This window comes from Paenibacillus suaedae (genome assembly GCF_032337355.1).
Classification (GTDB): domain Bacteria; phylum Bacillota; class Bacilli; order Paenibacillales; family Paenibacillaceae; genus Paenibacillus_B; species Paenibacillus_B suaedae.
This window is the reverse complement of sequence record NZ_JAVYAA010000008.1, coordinates 175424-197499: the sequence shown is the minus strand read 5'-3', so window position 1 is coordinate 197499 and position 22076 is coordinate 175424. Positions and strand designations below refer to the sequence as shown.

Sequence of the window (22076 nt, the reverse complement as noted above, 5' to 3'; positions counted from 1 at the left end):
TTATCCAGCAATATCAATTTCCAAGATCGCCTTTTTTAGCAGTCTTTTCTTTTGGATTTCAACCAAATACTCATCGAGCCTCTGACTAAGCTCAATGACCTCCGCATCAGTGAAAGTTTTGCCTTCTTCGAGTGCTTCTTGCAACTGTTCACGAGCTTTTTCGATTTCGTCCAGCAGTATTTCATCCGATAAACTGATTTCATTAGTTGGGATATCAAAGTAAAACCTCATCTTGTTAGCCTCCCTTTTAATGAGATTCTATATTATAGTGATTGTTTCTATTATCCGACAATTATGTATCATTGTCATTATATAACATTCTGCTTGTTTCACTATGTTTCTCTAAAATAAGATATATTCGACGCTGTTCAACATTTGTTGCGATGCATAGTAGACAACAAAAAAGGACGCTAGAGATTAGCGTCCTCGTCCTCGCCCTCTTACATTATTTCTTACCAAGGTGTATCGACATCATGACTTCCACCAAACATAAAGACATTATCAACTGAAGTCTTGACGGCTTGATACTTTACATCAGAGAGACCATTGGCAATCGAAGGAATTAACAACATTGATGCCACTATTAACGAAGCACACAAAGTACTAATCTTTTTTTTCATATGAGTGTCCTCCTAGTTTTTCAATTCCACAAACAATGCGCTTATCTTTTTCATCATCTCAAAATCATCTTCAAATGATTTCATATTTTCAAAGATAAGCTCCAAGCATTCATAAATTTGCTTATGCTCACTTAAATCTGCAAACATTTTGGCGCTGACAACAAAATTTTCAATAGCCTCTCTCTTTCGATCCAGTACTAGCAAATACTTACCCTTATTTACAAAATAATGCGCACGACCTGAAACTGAAACAGGTGTATTCGAGCTCTGAGCTAAATAATCACTTTCACGTTGGATAAGTTCATTAGCAGCATTCAGATCATTATTGCTGCAATATATCTCAAGTAACGAGTTTACAATATTCAACTTATATGTAGAGTAATCCAAACAGTTCTGCAATTGAGATATAGCTAGCTCAATATTTCCCTTATTCTCATTGAGTTTCGCGGTCATAAAATCTACATTTTCCTTTACAAAAGAAAAACTAAACAAGCTGAATATTTTTAAATACTTCTCTGCCATCTCATATTGCTCTAATCGAAAGTATGAGTTACAAATGAGCAAGGTAGAATAGGCACTAAAACTGCTATCTGCATCTTCTTCAATAATAGCCTTCTTGCATAGTTCAATACATTCATCGAAACGCTTTAAATTATACGCATGAACGCCAAGCTTGTAATATAAAGTGGCTTTTTCCTCGCGAGATAGAAATTCGACATAATGGAGTACATACTGTCCGGATTGATAAGTTGCCTCCATCTTCGAGAAATCGTCTCGCTCAATTAAATACTTATGTAAAGTTCCTCTCGCAACGAAGCGTTGAATTCCATGACTTCGTGCATAGGTAATAACGATGTTCAGTAATGAGAGCTTCAGCTCATTATCGTTCGATATTTCCTGAACTATTTGAAAAAGCTTGCCTAGCAGAACTTCGCTCTCTTCATTGCGAGATGCTAGTAGATAGGAAGCGATCTCAGCTGACAAGGAGTAATCCCCACTCGATGTTGAATTATGCAATAATCCGAACCAAGTGTCTGAACGATGGTCAGTCAAGGACAAAGCATCAATCACTTCGCGCAAGGGCACGTTCAGAACGGAAATAATGGGTTGTATGGTCGCGTAATCAGGCCGTTTAATGTCCCCATTCTCAATCTTGGAGATGCTGCCTCGGTTAATTCTTGTCAACTCCGCCAGCTTCGCCTGCGTCATTGACCGTTCATACCGATAACGTTGAATTAATTCTCCTAATGTCGAATAAACAGCACTGATGGAACCCACTCCATCACCTCCTTATTATGGAATTTATTGTCTTAATTCTATCATTATATATATCTCTTGTAAATCCCTCACATTCCAACAAAATGAATATTTATTCGACTCGCACTTTCTACTATTAAAAGTAAACTAGTGAACACCTTTTGTCGATAACCTCGTGCTGAATTTATCGTTCCTTAACAATTCTAATCATTATGTAGGCAGATAAGGTTGTCGTTTTAGAGCAAAACCATATCTAACAAAAAAGCTGCCCGGACAATAGTGCCCAAAGCAGCTTGTATGATCCTTTTATCGAATTTCGGACGGGCTCCGTCCTGTATATTGCTTAAACTGGCGGCTGAAGAAGAAAATATCCCTGTATCCTAATGCATCCGCCACTTCCGTCACATTCATTCCAGCATGATGCAGCAGATGCTCCGCTCGTTCAATTCGAGAACGAATAATATACGTCTGCACAGACATCCCGATCAGTTCCTTGAACTTCACTGAGAAATAACGCGGGGACAACTGCGCTCGCTTCGCCAAATGCTGAATACGATGATTGGCACCCGGATTTTGCCTGATATAATTCGCAATTTCATGGATGGATTCCGCAAGCTGATGACTCGTCTTCCGTTCATCCGGCTCTTCCTTGTCTGCGCGCAGCAGATGAATCATCAACTGCTTCAGCACAAGCTGAGCTTCAATCTCTGCACCATACGTATCCCGCAAGAACAAGCGCACATATCTGGCAAGCAAATGTTCGAAGTCAACCGTTTCGTGCAGTTCTCGATAGGACATGGGAATGTCCGACAATGATGCATCCACATCAAAATGAATATAAGTTAATGTCAGCGGCTTTTGCGGATTATGTGTTGCGGATGTGTGATCCCCCGGACGGAATAAGAAGCAGCTGCCTTTGCGAATCTCATAGACTTCGCCATTCAGCGTCAGCTCCCCCTCCCCACTCCATACATAGAACAGGTCATAGTTCGGCATTGGCTTCTCTCGCTTCTGCCATTTCCAGTTCGGTTCACATGTAATCTTCGCGCAAGCCGGCTTCAGAATGTACTGCGTCGGCGATGCTTGTAACACGGTAGTGCCCCCTTCTTTCTCTCTAACATGGTCTCTTCTCCATCATAATTAAGTCAATTTCATGTAGGATTGCTCGAAAAATTTGCACTATTTCACTATAGTACCATCACTTTTGCAAAATTTGAACCTCATTCTTTACTCATCAAATATTAGGCGTATCGTTTTTGTATGCCGCTTATAGGTAATGATAACCAATTCATCGTGACGAATGAAGAGCCATAATGCTATAATGAAGAAAGTATTTCAAGGGCGTATTCAATGCATGCATGGAATGGGCCCTCTTACAATGATGGTGGAAGGATGGACGCCATGAATCAACTGGCTCAACAATTGAACGAAACAATTCAACAGCACAATCCCAACATTTATGCCATGCTCTCCCGGCTCGCGCAGCAAATCTACTTCCCGAAGGAAGGCATACTGAGCCAATCAGCAGAAGCCAAAAGCAAGGCCAAGGCATTCAATGCCACAATTGGCATCGCTACGGAAGGCAATACCCCAATGCACCTCAGCGTCATTCAGGATACGTTGTCTGCCTATGACCCTGCTGATATCTATCCCTATGCACCGCCAGCAGGCAAGCCTGAACTGCGCAAAGCATGGAAAGAAAAAATGCTTACGGAGAACCCATCGCTTAGCAATGTAACAATCAGCAATCCGATTGTGACGAATGCATTGACGCATGGACTCAGCATCGTTGCGGATCTGTTCGCGGACGAGGGTGATGTTGTGGTGCTTCCAGAGAAGAACTGGGAGAACTACGAGCTCACGTTCGGCATTCGCCGCAATGCAGAGATGGTCTACTATCCGTTATATAATGACAATTGGAAATTCAATAGTGCAGGACTTCGCGATGCCTTGCTTGCCAATAAGGACAAGGGTAAGGCAATCGTTGTCTTGAACTTCCCGAATAACCCAACTGGCTATACACCTGGAAGAGAAGAAGGCGAGCAGATCGCTGCGGCTTTGCTTGAAGCAGCAGAAGCAGGCATGCGTCTCGTCGTGGTAACAGATGATGCTTACTTCGGTCTCTTCTTCGAAGACTCCATGCATGAATCCTTATTTGGCAAATTGGCTTCCATTCATCCTAACATCCTGCCAATTAAGGTCGATGGAGCTACGAAGGAAGAGTATGTATGGGGATTCCGCGTAGGTTTCATCACGTACGCAGCTGAGTCCGAAGCACTGCTCGCTGCCTTGGAGCAGAAGACAATCGGAATCATTCGGGCTACCATATCCAGTGGCCCTCATCCTTCGCAGACGTTCGTGCTCCATGCGCTGAACTCTCCAGAGTACGGAGCGCAGAAGCAAGCCAAGTTCAATCTGATGAAGGCGCGTGCGAACAAAGTAAAGGAGCTGCTTGACAGCGGCAAGTACGGAGATGTGCTAAGCTACTATCCATTCAACTCCGGATATTTCATGTGCTTGAAGCTTCAAAATGTACATGCCGAAACCTTGCGCACACACTTGCTCGAGCAGTATGGTGTCGGCACAATTGCTCTTGGCGATACCGATCTGCGTGTTGCGTTCTCCTGTATTGAGGAGAACCAATTAGAGCAATTATTTGATACGATCTATCAAGGGATTCTTGATCTGACGAAATAGCATCCTGTGCTTGTTCGTGCAATTCAGCAGCCCTATTATCGTGCAACGAACAATTGTCGCCTAAGGAGTAGAATACTGCTCCTTAGGCGGCTCTTTTTATTTCAGATCCGTTCTCTGTGCTATCTTGAATCTTTCCTCCAACATTATGCAGCTATACGATATCCCCCTCCCCTAACACAAGTTTGTATGTTACAATTTCCCAATATTAATAATTCTTATAGAAAAGGGGGATATCCTTGCGTTTTATCGAATCACCGCCATTCGCGACCGCAGGCATGACCATGGCTGAACTGCTCTTCTGCGGGAGAGCCGATATTCAGGACGATGCTACATTGTCTGAACGCTGGCTGCTGATTTCCCAAGATGAAATCTTCATATGCACCTCTTCTGGAAAATTAGAAAAACGCATTCTTGTAAGCGTTGTCAACAGGTGCCGAACGAATGATGCGATAGGCAGCTCGCAGCTCATCGCAGATACTGAGCACGGTTCGATCGTACTCGTTCGATACACATCGATGGAAACTGTGAAGTTCGCGTTCGCTTGCCGACTGATCCAAGCAATCATTCAGGGAGATGAGCTGCCGCTTCCATCCGTGGATGACATGCCGCGGCGGTGCTCCAAATGTGGGGCACGACTCGTTAACCAGAATGAAAGCTGCCTACGCTGCACCGATAAGGGCAAGGCATTCAGGAGAGTGCTGGACTATGCGAAGCCTTATAAGAAATGGATGTCGGTTGCCTCATTGCTCGTCATCGCCACAACGTTAATTGAACTTATCCCTCCTTACCTCACGAAAATTATCGTCGATGATGTCCTGCAGACGACACATCCCGCCGCATCCCTGCTCGCACTCGTACTGATGCTTGGTCTTGTTCAGCTCACACTTTCTGTCATGACGACCGTTCGCGGCTATATCAGCGTACATACCGGCAGTAAGCTTATGCATAATATCCGTGAGGATGTATATGGTTCTCTGATGAAGCTGTCGCTCGGATTTTTTGATCGCCGCCAAACTTCACAGTTCATTGGGCGAGTCAACCATGATGCCGACGCACTCAGTCAATTTTTGAACGATGGCGTCGTATGGGTTACCAGCCAGATTCTGCTCATCATCTCCATTTTCACCATGATGGCTTCACTCAATTGGCAGCTTACTTTGCTAGCACTCGTCCCAGCTCCCATCGTCATCTTCTTCTCTTTTGTCATCTGGCCATTCATTCATCAGCGCTGGTACATCCACTGGAGAGCGCTTAATCGCATCAACACGATTGTAGGCGATACACTCCAAGGCATTCGCGTCGTAAAAGCATTCGGACAAGAGAGCACAGAAAGAAGTCGTTACCATGAGGCGAATGATGTGTTAATGAAGCAGTCCATTCGTGTAGACGGACTTTGGGCAGGTGTATTCCCCTTGTTCTCCCTTGTGACACAATCTGGTTTGCTGCTCGTCTGGTTCGTTGGGGGTCAATCCGTACTTGGTCAACATATGACACTTGGAACACTTATGGCGTTCATTGGTTACTTGAGTGTGTTCTTTGGCCCACTGAAATGGTTCAGTCAAGCCGTAAACTGGACCAGCCGGGCGTTTGCTGCCGCAGGCCGCATATTTGAAATTATCGATATGAAGCCAGAGGTACCGGATCGAGATCAAGCAATGCGCCTCCCCTCTGTACGCGGAGCCGTACAATTCGAGAATATTAGCTATGGTTACGAGAAGCATCGTCCCGTATTGAAGGAGCTTACACTTGCTGTACAGCCTGGAGAAATGATCGGTATCGTTGGTCATTCAGGAGCAGGGAAGTCCACGCTCATTCATCTGCTCTGCCGTTTCTATGATCCTGACAGCGGCCTCATTCGCATCGACGGGATCGATATTAGAGACATGAAGCAGGAGAGCTTGCGTCAGCATATTGGAGTCGTTCTTCAGGAAACCTTTCTATTCGATGGTTCTGTAGCCCAGAACATTGCTTATGCGAAGACTGACGCATCTCCAGAGGAGATTATGCGTGCCGCCAAGATAGCGAATGCACATGACTTCATCATCCGAATGCCCGATGGTTATGATACTCGGGTCGGCGAACGCGGAGCACGATTATCCGGCGGTGAGAAGCAGCGGATTGCCATTGCACGCGCAATTCTCCATGATCCGGCAATCCTGATTCTCGACGAAGCTACCGCTTCTGTCGATACCGCCACAGAGCGCCAGATTCAAGAAGCGATGATAAGACTCATTCGTGGGCGCACGACCTTTGCTATTGCTCATCGGCTGTCTACGCTCCGCCACGCCACTCGTATTATTGTCCTGGATCAGGGCAGGCTCGTGGAAGTCGGTTCCCATGATCAGCTTCTCTCACAGAATGGAGTATACGCGAAGCTTGTGCAGGCTCAACAGGAAATGTCTGAAATGAAAGGGGAGTATCTCTTTGCCTGATGTTCATGTCCAAGAACCGCTCCATCAAGCCGAGCTGGAAGAACATATCCGCAACCAGTCAGCGAACAACACTAACGATCATGATCAGTCCGCCACTTCCATAAGCGCATTTGCGGAAGATATCCGCTATTTTCCTCCCACCGTATCCTTTCGCCACAGTGAAGGAGGCCTGCTGGAGCTTAGGGATGGAGATACGGCAACAACGGAAGTATCAATTTATCGGGCATTTCCATTCTCTCACGCCTTATGCTACTTATCTGTACGAGATCGTGATGGCAAGGAAATTGGCATTGTACGCGACTTGCAGCAGCTGGATTCCAGCAGTCAAGACGCTATTCAGCTCGAGCTGAAGCGTCGGTATTTCATTCCTAGAGTGGAGAGTATCGTGAGCATACATGAGAAGAACAATGTGTGGAAATGGGAGGTTATCACTGATAGAGGAACAATGAGGCTCGAGCTGGAAACTTTGCATGAGCACGTCCAGCCTTCACCAGAAGGGGGAATGATTCTGCTCGACAGCTTCGGACGACGCTGTATCGTGCCTCCGATCACTGAACTAGACCCCGGAAGCAAGCGATGGCTGAACCGGTTGTTCTAAATTCAAATAAAGCCAGTGCCGGCAGCTTCCATACCGTCACTGGCTTTTCCACCGTTCAAGCTATATTATGAACGATCATCTAGAAATGATCGTACTCATTCGTCTGCTCCCCTCCCCGACTCATCCAAACGAAATCAACTTCTTCCCAGTCCATATCGATTTCCGGTAAGACGAACTGCCCGCCCAATCCACCAAGTCTTCCAGATTGTGACATATCCTCCCGAGCCCTAACCGCATGTTCTATTCGGATCCCGACAATCGGGTAACTACGTGTGGCGTGAACACCAAGAATTTGCTCGGCAGCCAGACGGACGCAGCCGACATGCTGCTTCCAGCTCCCCGCTTCATACGGCAGCAGCACCGTTAATTGAATATCATATCCTTGATTCGCCAAGCGCTGCTCAGCCCGGAACAAGGCTTCTGCCTGCATATCGATCCATTCTACAACTGCGCTCGACAGCATGCATTTGTCCCCGTTTCCGGAATGAAGCCACTGCTTCCATTGCTTAAGCTTCAACCACTGCTGATGCAGACGGTGCCGTTCCACTGATAGATCGGAATCGGCCGCAAAGCGCTGAACGACTCCCATTCGCAACTCCAAATCAGCTATACTCGGCAGCATCTGCATAATTGGGGCATCGAGCAAACGCACATATCCATGTATAGCAGCATGTCGATGAAGGACAGCCAACATATGTTCATATTCGGCCGTCATCAGCGGAAGCAGCTTCTGAAGCGCTGAATCACGTTCTCCCGCCGTTCCAGCAAGCAGCATCTCACGAATGAGACGAACACGTTCCGACTTCATTAATAAGCTATGACTTGGCGCCAGCAGCAACTTGTGATACCCTGCTTCTGCAGCAGCCTGCACTTCTGTAGAACTGCCGCACTGTGCAACATGCAGGCCATCTAATTGAGGCGAATAAGGGACGAAGTTCTTGTATTCCGTCTCCCGCCATAATGTGCCCACATGATGAATATGCTGCTGATGCAATTCGATAATCCGTATGCCAGCCGTACTGTTGGAATGGCCATGACGCTGGACAACCGTCTTATCCCACTGCTCCGCCTGATTCGAACTAAGCTTCAATGTACAGTACCTCTCTCTCCATCACTGCTGTTTGCTCTCTACAATCGCGCTTATTGCACTCCACATAGTACACCATGACTTTTTCCGTATCTTGCTCGGCAATTATCCGATCGCACCTCTTGCATATGATTGCCCCAAGCAATAGCTGACGACGTTCTTGCTCCATCGGACATTCACCTCTCCCTTCATCTGCATGACGGGCATCCCCTGCCGAATTCAATTGGCTGCATATTTGATGATGATAGCGGATTCAGCCATCCCATTACCATAACTATGACGTCACAATGTATCGTATTCTTGTCGCTGCTTGTACGACTAGACACGAAATAAAGAATTAGTGCATATGCATGAACTGCTTGTGAAACATACTGACAAAAAAAGACAAGGAAGCAGATAAAGCATCTCTCCCTTGTCCCGTATAGACAATTGCAGTTATTTAATTCGTTCATACGCTTCGAAATGTTATTCCAGGAACCCTTTATGTTGTAATCTTTATGCTTCCTATTCGATTAATCTTCATCATCCTTGCGCGGCTTCGAACGTTTCCATCTAGTCAACAAGACGATAGCCACCCCCGATCCGATCACGGCTAGCTTGAATGAGACCGATAATGGCCCGACTGCAATTGGCAGCAGCAGAGCGAAGGCTGCCAGCACATGCGCAACGGTACTGGCATATAATGCCGCTTCATGACGTGCATGCACGGGAAGTGGGTAAACTTCCTGCCACACATCATGTCGATGGAAGGCAAACACAGCCCCCATCTGTGTGCCTGCAACGAATACAACTGCTGCATACAGCAGGAGACTCCACTCTGTAGCATTTGTCCAATATAAAAGCACAGCGCCAATGATGACCAGCCTCAATAAGATGCCCAGCAGCTCACTTCGCACCAACGTCTTCATTAACAAATAACGATAGGCAAATGGTTTCCGCAATGCAAATCGATTGCCTATGAAATTGAGCCACGGTCTCGCATATCGACGTTCGTCTGTTGCTGGCAGATCCACGAATCCACTCAAAAACAAATAAACTCGTCCCTCATGCGCTTTCTCCGCTTCGAAATGCGCCTCCCATGGAAAACGCAGCGTTCTCCCTGTAACCAACCAGCCTATGTACACCAACCCACTCACACCGATGACAAGAAGCGCAGCAGGCATATTGAGCCACAGCCAACAAGCCGTTGCTCCCCAAGCCCATAGATAACGCACGTAACGGGCAGCAATTCGACGGCGATTGTCACTATAGTGGCGCTCCTTCCAAGCGCCAAATGCAGCAACCGCCTTGAGCATCAACAATAGGATTAAAGTAAAGATGAAGTTCTTCGGGTTATCCTCTGCACGGCTGTATAACGGCCACAATACACACCACACAGCAATAAGGAGTACTGTTCGCGGCCATAGGCTATAGCGTACGCTTCTCTTCATATAGCCGGACATTCGGTGCTCAATGCGCAGCAGAAAGGCAAGATCCGCTGGCCGCAGCAGCGTGCGATAGGTCGTATAGGCAACTGCGGGCGCTACCAGGAGCAGGGCAACCTCCTTAATCGGAAAAGTAGGCGGAATGTGCTCGATAAAGGAAGCATATAACGCCGTCCCTGCCACGAGCACGAATAGCATGAGTGCCCCGAGTCCGCTTTGTATGACGTAGCGCATATAAGGCATGACCTTGCCCCAGAATTCACGCTTGCGGCTTGCCCATAGCTCCTCAGGATGTAGAAGCACCTCTGTCAGACTATTGACGGTGGATGCCTCCTTCATTCGGGTCTGTGTCATCGCTGTACACCATCCACAGAACCAGTGATGCGCTCATCGCTAACCCACGCATAGAACAGCTCCTCCAGCCGCTCTTCCGCCCGCTTGCCTGACTGGGCCTCGTATTGATCGTGCATTCCATGCACCGTGCCCGCTCCGAGAACTTTACCATGATGCAGAAGCACGAACGAATCACAGTAATGCTCAATCGTCGACAAAATGTGAGAGCTCACCAGCAATGATGCGCCTTCTGCCTGCACTTGCTTCATATATTGGAGCAGTGATCGAATACCGAGCGGATCAAGTCCAAGGAAAGGCTCATCAATAATATATAAAGGCGGCCGAACAGCAAACGCGCACATGAGCATCGTCTTCTGCCGCATCCCCTTCGATAAATGCTGTGCAGCTTTATCCAGGTGTGCGGTCATATGGAACATTTCCGCAAGCTCCCGCACCCTCTTCTCAAATACTCCTTGTTCGACGCCATATGCGGTAGCCGTCCATACCAGATGCTCGCGCACCGTCAGCGCATCATATAGAATCGGCGACTCCGGTACATACGCAATAGCAGCACGATACGCTTCCGCATCCTCCGCCAGCGTCTTCCCATGTATGGCAACGCTTCCTGCTTGCGGCTCAAGCAGTCCTAATATATGCTTCATCGTCGTACTCTTCCCTGCGCCGTTCAATCCAATGAGGCCAACCATTTCGCCTGCATTCACTTGCAAGGAGATATCATGCAGCACAGGTCTGCCTGTACTGTAACCACCAGTTAGTCTATCAATCTTCAATAAAGGCTTCATGCCTCTTCACCTCACTGTTCTCATTATATCGAACAACCTGACAGGAAGCGAATGGATATCCTCTAATCACGGCCTTACATTTCTGTAACAATAAGAGCGTTCTGTATGAACAATAAAAAGCCGTCTTTTCAGACGGCTTTTTCACACAAGAATCCTATTAATTTCATCAACCCGACTTTCCATTTCCAGTAGAACTTGATTCATTGCCCTTCTCTTTAGCCTTGCGCGCTTTTTCGTCTTCATGCGCTTTCGTTAACGCCGCCTGCCCCTTGGCTTCCAGTTCTGCAACAGCCTCATCCACGGATTTCTTTTTCTCAATTACGGCTTCGAGGGCTTGCTGAACCATACCGTCATAGGTGCTATAAAAAGCGCTAGGAACATGTTTGTTCCACCAGCCATAGGCCGAGGAGGATTTTGGCTTCAGCATATAGAGCGGATCCGAGCTCTTGCCTGCAATATCCTTCTTATACTTCATTCGTGTCGGCAAGCTTCCCATCATGGAACGCGAGGCTGCCTTGGCCATTTCATTGCCGTTGACAAACTTGACGAACTCCCACGCTGCGCGCTTATTCGCTGAGTCCGCAGACACTGTATAGATTTCAGATAAATTCACATAAGCAGATTCGTCTGGAGACGAAGGGTCGATCGGACCTGTGACGAAGTTCCAGGCAAACTTCTTCGCCTTCTTGTCGTAGGTCGAACGATTATCAATCTCTTGCGCGAGCCAAGTACCACTCATCATCATTGCTGCCTTCCCTTGAACGAACAAGTTATTATTCATAAATTGCGCTTCTTCGCCCTTCGGCGGCATATATACAGCCTTGCTTCGCAGCGCATCCGTTGCCAGTGTAAAGGCCTGTTTCCAGCCATCAGCGTTAATCAGCAGCTTTTCACCCTTCGCATCAAATTGCTTCAAAGATGACGAGCTAACAATATCTTGAAACAGATTGCTCATGTTCCCATACTCCTGATAATACCCATAGACCTGATCCTCACCGGAACCAATACCGCTGAATCGTCTGGCCAAATCCAAAACATCCTTCCAGCTCATCTTGTTGTTCGGCAATTCAATATGATGCTCCTTGAATAAGTCTTCATTGTAATACAAGACTCGCGTATAAAAGGAAGGAGCGAGGCCATACAACTTGCCGCCCCCCTTGCTTTTAATACGCTCGATAAGGCCTGGCATAAAATCTTCTAAATCGAACTTTTCTTGTGCAATGATATCATCTAGGCCGTACAGCTTCCCATCTTCGGCAAAGGTCTCAAAAATATCCTCGCTCAGAAGCATAACGTCTGGCTTATGTTTCTCTACCATTTTCTTCAGTGCTTCTTGATAGTCGTCGCTCGAATAGAGATCTTCCATACCAACGACTTCAAATTCGATATCCGGGAATTTAATATTGAAGTAGTTTCCATACTGCCTATAGAATGATTCCTCACTATAATAAAGAACTTTAATCTTTCCCTTTCCTTCCTCTAGCGGCTCAAGCACCGGCTTGTCCCCAAGACAACCGCTTACGAGCAACATGGCTGCAAGCAGTAAAGCACTCAACTTCCAGAATTTCCACCTCACCAACACACGACCTCCCACCCTCTATTTTCCAATAAGATTTAGTATATCTACCAAACCGCCAATATTCAAACAATTGCGTCACAAGATAAGGCGAATATCAGATTTCTATCAAAAAAGCCGCTGCATCCATGTGCAAAAAGACTCTCCCTATTCCTGTATTATTGCTTCATCTTATCCAGTGCCTCCTGACCCTTCACTTGCAGTTCATCAAGCAGTTCATCAATAGATTTCCCGTTGGCAAGCACAGCCTGTAGTCCATCCCGCAATAACGGAGTGAGGGCGGAGTTGAGCTCCATGGGAACGCGTTGATTGTCCCATATGAAGCGATGATGCGAATTCAGCTTCAATGCATACAAAGGCTCTGTACTTCTCCCGTTCCATTTCTTCATATACTGCATCCGAGTCGGCAGCTTAGGAGGCCTCATATCGGGAGCACTCTTCGTTAACTCCTTGCTATTCATGAATTTAATGAATTCCCATGCCGTACGTTTATTAACCGAATCAGCGGGGATTGCACATATCTCCTCCAGATGTGCATATGCGGATTCCTCTGGGTAATTCGGATTAATGGGAGCAGTGACCATTCCCCAATTCATCTTCTTCATATTGGTATTGATTTGACGCCTTTCCATTTCATTTGCTCCTGAGATCCCGGTAAGCAGCATCGCCGACTTATCCTGTAAAAATGCCTCTTCACCGGATATCTTAAGAGCTTGACTTGCCTGATCTGCAAATACAGCACCACTACGGATCATATCCACTGTCATCGTCATAACCTGCTTCCAACTATCGGAATGAATTTGCAGCTTGCTGCCTGTTGGGTCAGTTAGTTGCAAAGAGGATGCCTTAGCTATCTCCCCAAACAGCAAATGGGCATTCGTGTATCCAAATGACAACCCATACTGTCCAGTTCTGCCTTCCGATGCAGGTTGTCCAAAACGGGCAGCTAGTTGAAGCACTTCCGGCCAAGTCATCTTGTCCTTGGGAAGATCCACATGATTCGCTTTAAATAGATCCTCGTTGTAATAAAGAACAAAAGTACTAAAGAAAGGAGCTAGACCATACAGCTTTCCTCCTCCTTTATCCCGAAGCGATTCAATTACACCAGGCATAAAGCCGCTTAAGTCGTACTGCTCTTGCTTCATAATTTCATCCAAGCTGTATAACTGCCCCGTGTGTAGAAAATTGTCAAACAGTTCTTCGTTCAAGAACAGCACATCAGGTTTATTCTCCTTAATAAACTGCTCCATATTCTGATCCGATCTGTCCATCACATTATTTTGTATCGCAAATAAATTCGTGGTGCTGACAACTTCTATTTCGATATCCGGGTAGAGGAATTGAAAATAATCGCCGTAATCATTGAAGAATTGATCTTCATCATCATATACAACTCGTAATTTTCCTTTACCGTCCTTAAGCGGTGCAAGAACAGGCTTTTCGCCATAGCACCCGCTCATAAGCAGTAAAATGACAACTAGCAACCCTATTGATATCCGTTTAATGTTGGCCCCCCTCCATTCTGACTTGCTCGGGCCTGCTTCAATAATTCGTTCCCCTTGATGTCCAATTCATTAATTCCTTGCTCCACGGTCACGTCTTTGCGAATCATGCGAGTTAGGACTTGGTTTAACAACTTGTCAAAAGGTTCTGTAAAAGAGTCTGGCACATTCACAGGGTATGGCCGTGAATCACGTTCCTGACTCATACGCAGCTTATAGAACGTTTCAAGCTTGTTATAATCCTTAGTTTTCTTGGACAAACCGCGAGACAACATTTCGAAGGGGAAATTTCGCAACCCCCTCTCTACTTTTTCTGGGCCATTTGAGAACTTAATAAATTCCCATGCTTCCCGCTTATGTTCCGCCTCGATAGGAATTGCCATAATATTAGGGATCTGAATATAAGGGGTCTCTCCAGGCCGAAATGGATCGATTGGTGCTGTAACCACGCCCCAATCAAAGGCATGATTGTTGCCTCCTTGAATATTTCCCCTCTGTAAACTAAACACACCCATGTTCCAATCCAACTTCATTGCCGCACGTCCAGCTAGAAATAAATCCGACCTTTCTTCCTTGATCACTCCGTTATTAGCAATTGAGAATTGGGGACGTATATCCCTGTTCTGAATCGCCTCAACGGTCTGGCTGAATACTCGTTTCCAAGACTCCGATTGGATCAACATTCGCTCCCCTTTGGAATCAACGAGTTTTAGGCCCAAGTTCGTAGAAATATCAAATATAGCAGCCTCAATATCCCACACATAGAGACCACTTACTTCATCATTTGAGGATCCCTCATTGCGGAACCGTGCGGCTAATTTCAACACGTCATCCCACGTCATTCCATCATGCGGCAGTTCCACACCGTATTGGTGAAATAAATCTGCATTATAAAATAACACTTTGCCCATAAAAGAGGGCGCTAAGCCATACAAGGCTCCCCCACTCTTCTCACGGATCCAATCGATGAGACCTGGAAGAAACGTATCCACATCGAACTGCTCTTGGCGTATTATCGGCTCCAAATTGTACAGCTTGCGCTCGACAGCTAGTCGTTCATAGGCATCAGGCGACAGAAAGACAACATCTGGTCTAACCCTACTAATGTTCGCTTCCAGAGCCACAATGCTGTCAAGATTCGATGAATATCGTTCATCAAACGGAATTAACTCTAAATCAATATTTGAATATTGAATCCCAAATAATCCCCCATAGTAATTCCTAAAAGACATTCTATCCATATTGGTTAGAATTCTAAGTGTAACTTCCTTCTCCTTGTCCAAATCTTCCAGAAGCGGTTTTTCCGAACTGCATCCTGCCATCATCATCGCAAGTACTAACATAGACACTATGGCACGCGTTAATACCTTAGACATAGACATTACGTTCTTCCCCTTCACCTCTGCAGCATCCCTTCAAACGATCAGTACCTATTCTCGCCACAAGAAGGCATGGAGAATAGGTACTGTAACGTCATATATCTATATCATTCGGACAGGTTAGCCACCTGATTTAGTGGATCCAGTGGATTCTGTAGAGCCTGTAGACTCTGTTTTCGTCGAAGACGAATCACCTTTTTTCTCTTTCGCTAGACGCGCCTTCTCTGCCTCTTTCGCCTTTATCAATTCGGCTTGCCCCTTTGTTTCCAATTCAGCTACCGCTTCGTCTAACGACTTCTTGTTGTCGACGATATCCTGCAATGCTTTCCGCAGCAATTGGTTATAAGGCTCGTAAAATTCCATAGGAATATTTTTGTTGTAGCGCTCAGCGGTAGACTTCGGTTTCAGCAAGTAGAACGGTTCCGTGCTTCTGCCGTCGATTTCCTTGAAATATTGATTGCGGGTCGGAATTTGTCCACTTAGCGCTCGGGAAGAAGCCTTCGCCATTTCTGTACCATTGACGAACTTAACGAATTCCCACGCCGCTCGCTTATTTGGAGAATCTGCGGATATCGCGTAAATTTCAGATAAAAACACATTGCCAGACTCATCAGGTGTTGCTGGATCTACCGGTGCCGTGACGATATCCCAATCGATTTGCTTCGCTTCCTTGTCATAACGATGTCGATCCTTAATTTGACGCGCAAACCACGTGCTCTCAATCATCATCGCCGCCTTGCCTCTCATGAACATATCATTACCGAACCGCATCATTTGTCCATTCTCACCATTATCTCGTGGTGGGACATAGACGGCCTTCGACCGTATCGCATCGGTAGCAAGGGTGATGGCCTTCTTCCAACCGTCCGAATTAATAAGCAGCTTCTCGCCCTTCTGGTCTACCAATTTCAAGCCAGAGGTAGAGACAATGTTGTCCATCACACGATCAACATCTCCATAGTCTTGGTACAATCCAAAGATTTGATTGTCTCCTGAACCGATACCCGTAAAGCGCTTCGACAGATCGATGACCTCCTGCCAGCTCATCTTATTGCGCGGGGGCTCGATATTGTGCTCCTTGAACAAAGCGCGGTTGAAGTACAATACATTCGTATAGAAAGATGGAGCAAGTCCATACAATGTACCGTTCCCTTTCGCACGAATCATATCAATAAGACCTAGCATATAGCCTTCCAAATCAAATTTCTCCTGTGCAATGATCTCCTCTATGTTGTACAGCTTCCCGTCCTTTGCATAGGTTTCATACATGGTGTCATTCAAGAACAAGACGTCAGGCTTATGCTTATCAAGAAACTTTTTCGTTTCTGCTTCATAATCAAACGGCTCATTATCCTTCCGATTTGCGTACATATCTTCTGAATTTACAACCTCGAATTCAATATCCGGAAATTTCACATTAAAATAATTGCCATACTGTTGATAGAATGATTCCTCGTTATAGTAGAGAACCTTAATTTTTCCTTTCCCCTCATCAAGCTGCTCCAATACGGGCTTCTCTCCAAGACATCCGCTTAACATAGAAGTAATCGTTAGTAGAAATATGACGAGCTTCCATTTCGTCTTCACACACAACTCTCCTTCCTATTTTTCCAAATATCAACAATAAGTATATAGATCATTTTTCCATCATTCAACAATAGAATTGATTTTATGTGAAAGAAATCAATTTTCCCCGCTACTTCCATCCGATCTATAAGTGAATAAAAAAATCCACCATAGAAGGTTCTATGATGGATCTGTGATGAATCTTGATTCAGATTCTATTATTTTTTATCCTTTGATTTGGCCTTTTGCTCTTCATTCGCTTTATTAAGCATTTGCTGCCCCTTCGTTTCCAATTCAGCTACAGCTTCATCCACCGTCTTCTTATTATCGACTACCGCTTGTAGCGACGTATTTACCAATGGCATGAAGCCCTCATGGAATTTCTCTGGAATTTTACTATTCCAAAAGCCTGATGAGGATGCACCCAATTTAGGTTTCAATAGGTAAAATGGCTCTGTGCTGCGGCCATCAATCTCCTTGAAATAGTCCTTACGTGTTGGAATACGGCCAGTCATGGAACGTGCAGAAGCCTTCGCCATTTCAGGCCCATTTATGAACTTGACGAATTCCCAGGCCGCACGCTTATTTGGGGAATCAGCTGCAACCCCATAAATATCAGATAAGCCCACATTACTTGATTCGTCAGGACTCGAAGGATCGATTGGTGCTGTTACGATGTCCCAATTGATTTCTTTTACCTTCTTATCATAACGAGGGCGATCCCTGAGTTGCTGTGCAAACCAAGTCCCCTCCGTTACCATCGCCGCCTTACCCTGGAAGAACGGATCATCCGACATACTTCTTTGCTCGGAAGATGGAATGCCAATCGATTTGTCGCGCACAGCATCTGTTGCCATCTTAATTGCCTTCTTCCATCCATCCGAATTAATAAGCAGCTTCTCGCCCTTCGTATCGAATAGATTCAATGCAGAGGATGAGACGATTTGATTCACGGCAGATCGTATGTCTCCATAGGGTTGATAATATCCATAGACTTGATTGTCTCCCGAACCGATAGAAGTAAATCGCTTGGACAAGTCGATAATCTCCTGCCAGCTCATCTTGTTGCTCGGCGGCTCTACATTATGCTCCTTAAATAGATCTCGATTATAGTACAGTACATTCGTATAGAAGGACGGCGCCAATCCATATAGAGTACCGTTCCCCTTGGAGCGGATCATATCAATTAGGCCTGGCATGTAGCCTTCCAAATCAAATTTTTCTTGGCTAATAATTTGATCAAGACCATACAGCTTTCCACTTTGCGCATACTTTTCGAACAGCTTATCGTTTAAGAGAAGCACATCCGGCTTATTTTTTTCTATGAACTTTTCCATTTCTTCATCATAATCAAATGGTTCGCCATCCTGATTGTTGGCATACAGTTCTTGATAGCTAACGACTTCAAATTCGATATCCGGGTATTTAATATTGAAATAATTTCCATACTCACTATAGAAAGATTCCTCGTTATAACTAACGACCTTAATCTTACCTTTCCCTTCTTCCAGCTGCTCTAGCACCGGTTTTTCCCCGAGACAGCCACTCATTAAAGCTACTACCGTAAGCAGCAGCACCCCTATTTTCCACTTTGACGCCAACTCATTCTCCCCTTCCTATTTGTCGCACAAGAAACAAGATATATGCTCATCTGTACATACCCCTATCTAATTAGACGATATTACCAGCCATTTGGTTTCTTGGATTCAAGAATTGTTCCATGTTTTCTCCATCTTTTTTGTGCTCGTCATAGATTCACCCTAAGTCGAAGATACAAGTGAAGACTCGTATATGTCGTATCTTGAATTTTCCAATGGCAAACACTAGACGTTCATTCGTAGATGATTAGAAATATAATATAGAGTTATATGGAGGAATTAGGATATGAGAGCAATGGTTATCGATAAATATGGAAAAATCCCTATGCGAATGGCAGAAGTGCCAATGCCCGAAATAAATGAATATGAGATAGATAGTGATTACGCAAAAAAAACCGCCGCAGATCCATTATCTGCGGCGGTTCCTCGTTCGAGTTCATACCATTGCTGTTATTACTGGCGCTTCTTCTCTTTCAGCCATTTAGGTGCGCCTTTATCCTTGTCCTTGCCAGAACGCTTGTCCTTCGACGGCGGGCGATACCCAGCCGACGGCTTGCTCGGCTGATGATTGGCAGCTGGCTTCGTCTTCGGACGACGTGATGCATCATTCGGCTCGAAGATGCGACCATTGTAGAATTCGCGCTCATGGATAACGATTCCGAGCTCACGTTCGAATTTACGCATAATGAACTGCTCACGATGAGAGATCAGGTTGACGGACACACCTTGACGTCCCATGCGACCTGTTCGCCCTGCACGATGAACATAATGTTCCGCATTCAATGCAGGCTGAGCACTGAAGATATACGGCAGATCCGGTATATCTAATCCACGTGCAGCTACATCAGTAGCTAACAACAATTGGAACTGTCCCTCACGGAAGCGTCGAAGGACATTCACCCGCTCCTGCTTCGGCGCATCTCCATATAACGAAGCAACTGACAAGTTCGCATAGCCCAGCTTCTGCTCCCATTCAGCAATCTCAGATGAGTCATTGATGAATACGATTGCCTGCTTCGGATTCCAATGACGAACGAGACGGCGCAGCATATCAATCTTATCGCGCTCCTCGCATACAAATACAAGATGCTCAATCGTATCCGCTATCCGCTTCTCAGGTTCAATGCCAATGTTAACGGGATCTTGCATCCATCGTTCTGCAAGAGCCTTCACCTCAGCAGGCAGGGTAGCGGAGAAGAATAGGAGCTGACGATCACGCAGCGCGCTGCGCATAATCGAATCAGTATCGCTCGCACCGCCCTTCTGCAGTACATGATCGACCTCGTCCACGACGATGGTGCGCACCTCGTGCATCTTCAGCTTGCGCATCTCAATCAATTCATGAATCCGGCCCGGAGTACCAATGACAAGCTGCGGGTGAAGCTTCAGCTTCTCTACCTGGCGCTTCAATGCCGCACCGCCTATCAGTGACGCAATTTGAATGCTGCTGCCCTCACTGTAATATTCCGCTTCCCGAACAATTTGCATCGCAAGTTCTTGGGTAGGCGCTATAATCACGGCCTGTGTTGATCGTGCATCTTGCTGAATCCGGGTTAGGACAGGAAGCAAATACGCAATCGTCTTGCCCGTACCCGTCTGTGATTGTGCAAGGACGTCGCGTCCTTCCAATGCAGCAGGAATTGCCGCAGCCTGCACGGGTGATGGCTCCGTAATATGTCTGGCCTCCAGCCGAAGCTTCAGCTCTTCTCGTATTGCAAATGTGTCAAATGTTGTACTCAACTTGTATCGTTCCTCTCTATGGAAGGCGCTGATTCATGATAAATGAACATACCTTCCCATTGTTCGCTGTACCCATTATATCGAAAAGAAGTCTTCACTCCAACTTTCCAAATGATTACTCGTTATGATAGCCTAAACATGCACATCTAAAAAAGTAAGGAGGTATCTACAAATGACTGACAACCTATCCGCTTCATTCGATGCGCTTCTGGAGAAATATGCCGATTTGCTTACCGGACACACTGACACTGCAACGGTGGAAAAAGTGAAAATGTGGGCGCTCTATAATCATATGCACAAAACAATGCCCAACTTAACCCGTCATTGGAACAATGCCAATCCAGAGGGCAAGGCAGCCGTTCGTGCACTGTTCGAGGAAATTAAGCAAATGAATGAGGCTCACCGTGCCAATGAAGGCGACGAGCAGTAAGACGAGTAGTATTTGAAGCATGCCAATCGTGCTCAGCACACAAAAAGTCCGCCTTCTCCTGATCCCAATCGAACAGGAGTGGGCGGACTTCGCCATGCCAACCATCGGAATCGCCAATGGTTGCCTATCCTAACAACATCCACATGTTTATTTCTTATTCAACATTTTAGCCGCAATCCGGTTCGATATTCTCGGAAACAATCCATACAACCGCCCTCCGAGCGCACCAATCCACGGCAGATCCACTTCCTGCTTGCGGGTCTCCATCACCCGAACAATATGCCGCGCAACCTTCTCTGGCTCCATCATGAACCAACGAATATTATTTACATATTGTCCGCTTGGATCTGCCTGCTCGAAGAATGGTGTATTCACAGGTCCTGGATTCACTGCAGATACAGCAACACCTGTCCCTGCCAGCTCCATGCGCAGTGCATTCGTAAAGCCCAGCACCGCGTGCTTCGTTGCCGTGTAACCTGCAGACTTCGGAGACCCAACCTTGCCTGCCATAGAAGCTACATTGATGATATGCCCTTCTCCCCGGGCCAGCATATGAGGCAGGACCGCCTTCGTGCAGCGCACCGTTCCCATGTAATTCACATCCATCATCGCGGCGAACTGCGAGGATGGCATATCTACAGTCCGTTCAAACAAGCCGAAACCTGCATTATTCACCAAGATATCGATACGCCCATACTTCTCCATCACAGTGATAATTCCGCGCGTCACATCCTCATCCTTCGTTACATCCATCGTATAGACGGCAGGTGAAGGCGTCATCGAGACAGCCGCGACTTCCAACTTCTCTATGGAGCGCGCCGTTAAGATCGGAACGGCTCCCTTCGCAGCAGCTGCTTGAGCTGTCCAAGCCCCAATTCCGCTCGAGGCTCCAGTGATAAGCACAATCTTGCCCTTCAGTTCCATTGATTTACTCCTTTACCCTCCAATCCGCACCATGTCTCACTTATGTACAAAGCAGGTGCAGTTGGTCAGAACTGCGTCGCCGCATTAGGATACAACGTCGACTCTATCAC

General features: G+C 46.2%; 19 protein-coding genes. 4 read left to right on the top strand and 15 right to left on the bottom strand.

All coding sequences use genetic code 11. The features are described 5' to 3' along the window. From RQP50_RS25785 to RQP50_RS25770, 4 genes are all read right to left on the bottom strand, one after another. A complete protein-coding gene (locus RQP50_RS25785; protein WP_021261969.1) occupies positions 1-231 on the bottom strand; it encodes an aspartyl-phosphate phosphatase Spo0E family protein in 231 nt (76 codons plus the stop codon). Between the two features lie 221 nt (positions 232-452). Further along, positions 453-620, bottom strand: a complete 168-nt coding sequence (locus RQP50_RS25780) for a hypothetical protein (protein ID WP_315747148.1) — start codon at positions 618-620, stop codon at positions 453-455. Between the two features lie 12 nt (positions 621-632). Continuing rightward, positions 633-1898 carry a helix-turn-helix transcriptional regulator gene (locus tag RQP50_RS25775; RefSeq protein WP_315747147.1) on the bottom strand — a complete coding sequence of 422 codons (1266 nt, stop codon included), beginning with the start codon at positions 1896-1898 and terminating at the stop codon, positions 633-635. Between the two features lie 285 nt (positions 1899-2183). Beyond that, positions 2184-2969 carry a helix-turn-helix domain-containing protein gene (locus tag RQP50_RS25770; RefSeq protein ID WP_028533760.1) on the bottom strand — a complete coding sequence of 262 codons (786 nt, stop codon included), beginning with the start codon at positions 2967-2969 and terminating at the stop codon, positions 2184-2186. A 309-nt stretch (positions 2970-3278) separates the two neighbouring features. On the opposite strand from RQP50_RS25770, the gene RQP50_RS25765 reads away from it, so the two are divergent. The 3 genes from RQP50_RS25765 to RQP50_RS25755 all read left to right on the top strand — a co-directional run bounded on the left by RQP50_RS25765 (position 3279) and on the right by RQP50_RS25755 (position 7604). Beyond that, the gene (locus RQP50_RS25765) at positions 3279-4574 is read left to right on the top strand and encodes an aminotransferase class I/II-fold pyridoxal phosphate-dependent enzyme (protein WP_021252696.1); all 1296 of its coding nucleotides are present in this window, start codon (positions 3279-3281) and stop codon (positions 4572-4574) included. 236 nt (positions 4575-4810) lie between these two features. Next, positions 4811-7006, top strand: a complete 2196-nt coding sequence (locus tag RQP50_RS25760; RefSeq protein ID WP_315747146.1) for an ABC transporter ATP-binding protein — start codon at positions 4811-4813, stop codon at positions 7004-7006. Continuing rightward, complete coding sequence (locus RQP50_RS25755; RefSeq protein WP_315747145.1) at positions 6999-7604, top strand: DUF1854 domain-containing protein; 606 nt, start codon at positions 6999-7001, stop codon at positions 7602-7604. The genes RQP50_RS25760 and RQP50_RS25755 overlap by 8 nt, the downstream gene beginning before the upstream one ends. A 79-nt stretch (positions 7605-7683) precedes the next feature. Here the strand turns inward: RQP50_RS25755 and RQP50_RS25750 are convergent, their stop codons facing one another. The 10 genes from RQP50_RS25750 to RQP50_RS25705 all read right to left on the bottom strand — a co-directional run bounded on the left by RQP50_RS25750 (position 7684) and on the right by RQP50_RS25705 (position 20612). Continuing rightward, entirely contained in the window at positions 7684-8694 is a 1011-nt protein-coding gene (locus RQP50_RS25750; protein ID WP_315747144.1) for a hypothetical protein, read from the bottom strand. Beyond that, positions 8684-8860: a GapA-binding peptide SR1P gene (locus tag RQP50_RS25745; RefSeq protein ID WP_090513584.1), complete on the bottom strand. Its 177-nt coding sequence runs from the start codon at positions 8858-8860 to the stop codon at positions 8684-8686. Before RQP50_RS25745 ends, RQP50_RS25750 begins: the two co-directional genes overlap by 11 nt. A 343-nt stretch (positions 8861-9203) precedes the next feature. Beyond that, complete coding sequence (locus tag RQP50_RS25740) at positions 9204-10469, bottom strand: ABC transporter permease (protein WP_142545856.1); 1266 nt, start codon at positions 10467-10469, stop codon at positions 9204-9206. After that, positions 10466-11251, bottom strand: coding sequence for an ABC transporter ATP-binding protein (locus RQP50_RS25735; RefSeq protein WP_072730638.1), 786 nt, complete (start codon positions 11249-11251; stop codon positions 10466-10468). The genes RQP50_RS25740 and RQP50_RS25735 overlap by 4 nt, the downstream gene beginning before the upstream one ends. Before the next feature lie 166 nt (positions 11252-11417). Then, a complete protein-coding gene (locus RQP50_RS25730; protein ID WP_315747189.1) occupies positions 11418-12827 on the bottom strand; it encodes an ABC transporter substrate-binding protein in 1410 nt (469 codons plus the stop codon). A 158-nt stretch (positions 12828-12985) separates the two neighbouring features. Beyond that, positions 12986-14311, bottom strand: coding sequence for an ABC transporter substrate-binding protein (locus RQP50_RS25725; protein WP_315747143.1), 1326 nt, complete (start codon positions 14309-14311; stop codon positions 12986-12988). A gap of 2 nt (positions 14312-14313) precedes the next feature. Beyond that, on the bottom strand, positions 14314-15711 hold the full coding sequence (locus tag RQP50_RS25720) for an ABC transporter substrate-binding protein (protein ID WP_315747142.1): 1398 nt from the start codon (positions 15709-15711) through the stop codon (positions 14314-14316). A gap of 117 nt (positions 15712-15828) precedes the next feature. Next, positions 15829-17295, bottom strand: coding sequence for an ABC transporter substrate-binding protein (locus tag RQP50_RS25715; protein WP_315747141.1), 1467 nt, complete (start codon positions 17293-17295; stop codon positions 15829-15831). A gap of 197 nt (positions 17296-17492) precedes the next feature. After that, positions 17493-18875 (bottom strand): ABC transporter substrate-binding protein, encoded by a 1383-nt coding sequence (locus RQP50_RS25710; RefSeq protein ID WP_021252688.1) that lies wholly within the window; start codon positions 18873-18875, stop codon positions 17493-17495. A gap of 450 nt (positions 18876-19325) precedes the next feature. After that, positions 19326-20612 carry a DEAD/DEAH box helicase gene (locus RQP50_RS25705; RefSeq protein WP_021252685.1) on the bottom strand — a complete coding sequence of 429 codons (1287 nt, stop codon included), beginning with the start codon at positions 20610-20612 and terminating at the stop codon, positions 19326-19328. A 172-nt stretch (positions 20613-20784) separates the two neighbouring features. Between RQP50_RS25705 and RQP50_RS25700 the strand changes: the two genes are divergently transcribed. Further along, positions 20785-21042: a DUF2573 family protein gene (locus RQP50_RS25700; protein WP_021261954.1), complete on the top strand. Its 258-nt coding sequence runs from the start codon at positions 20785-20787 to the stop codon at positions 21040-21042. A gap of 147 nt (positions 21043-21189) precedes the next feature. Here RQP50_RS25700 and RQP50_RS25695 read toward each other — a convergent pair whose 3' ends face one another. Continuing rightward, the gene (locus RQP50_RS25695; protein ID WP_315747140.1) at positions 21190-21966 is read right to left on the bottom strand and encodes an SDR family NAD(P)-dependent oxidoreductase; all 777 of its coding nucleotides are present in this window, start codon (positions 21964-21966) and stop codon (positions 21190-21192) included. Positions 21967-22076: the final 110 nt, after the last annotated feature.

Excerpts from the sequence above, each read along its gene's own strand:
- RQP50_RS25745 (WP_090513584.1), bottom strand. The coding sequence starts at position 8,860 with ATGGAGCAAGAACGTCGTCAGCTATTGCTTGGGGCAATCATATGCAAG.
- RQP50_RS25720 (WP_315747142.1), bottom strand. The coding sequence starts at position 15,711 with ATGTCTATGTCTAAGGTATTAACGCGTGCCATAGTGTCTATGTTAGTA.
- RQP50_RS25700 (WP_021261954.1), top strand. The coding sequence starts at position 20,785 with ATGACTGACAACCTATCCGCTTCATTCGATGCGCTTCTGGAGAAATAT.
- RQP50_RS25740 (WP_142545856.1), bottom strand. The coding sequence starts at position 10,469 with ATGACACAGACCCGAATGAAGGAGGCATCCACCGTCAATAGTCTGACA.
- RQP50_RS25695 (WP_315747140.1), bottom strand. The coding sequence starts at position 21,966 with ATGGAACTGAAGGGCAAGATTGTGCTTATCACTGGAGCCTCGAGCGGA.
- RQP50_RS25780 (WP_315747148.1), bottom strand. The coding sequence starts at position 620 with ATGAAAAAAAAGATTAGTACTTTGTGTGCTTCGTTAATAGTGGCATCA.
- RQP50_RS25735 (WP_072730638.1), bottom strand. The coding sequence starts at position 11,251 with ATGAAGCCTTTATTGAAGATTGATAGACTAACTGGTGGTTACAGTACA.
- RQP50_RS25765 (WP_021252696.1), top strand. The coding sequence starts at position 3,279 with ATGAATCAACTGGCTCAACAATTGAACGAAACAATTCAACAGCACAAT.
- RQP50_RS25785 (WP_021261969.1), bottom strand. The coding sequence starts at position 231 with ATGAGGTTTTACTTTGATATCCCAACTAATGAAATCAGTTTATCGGAT.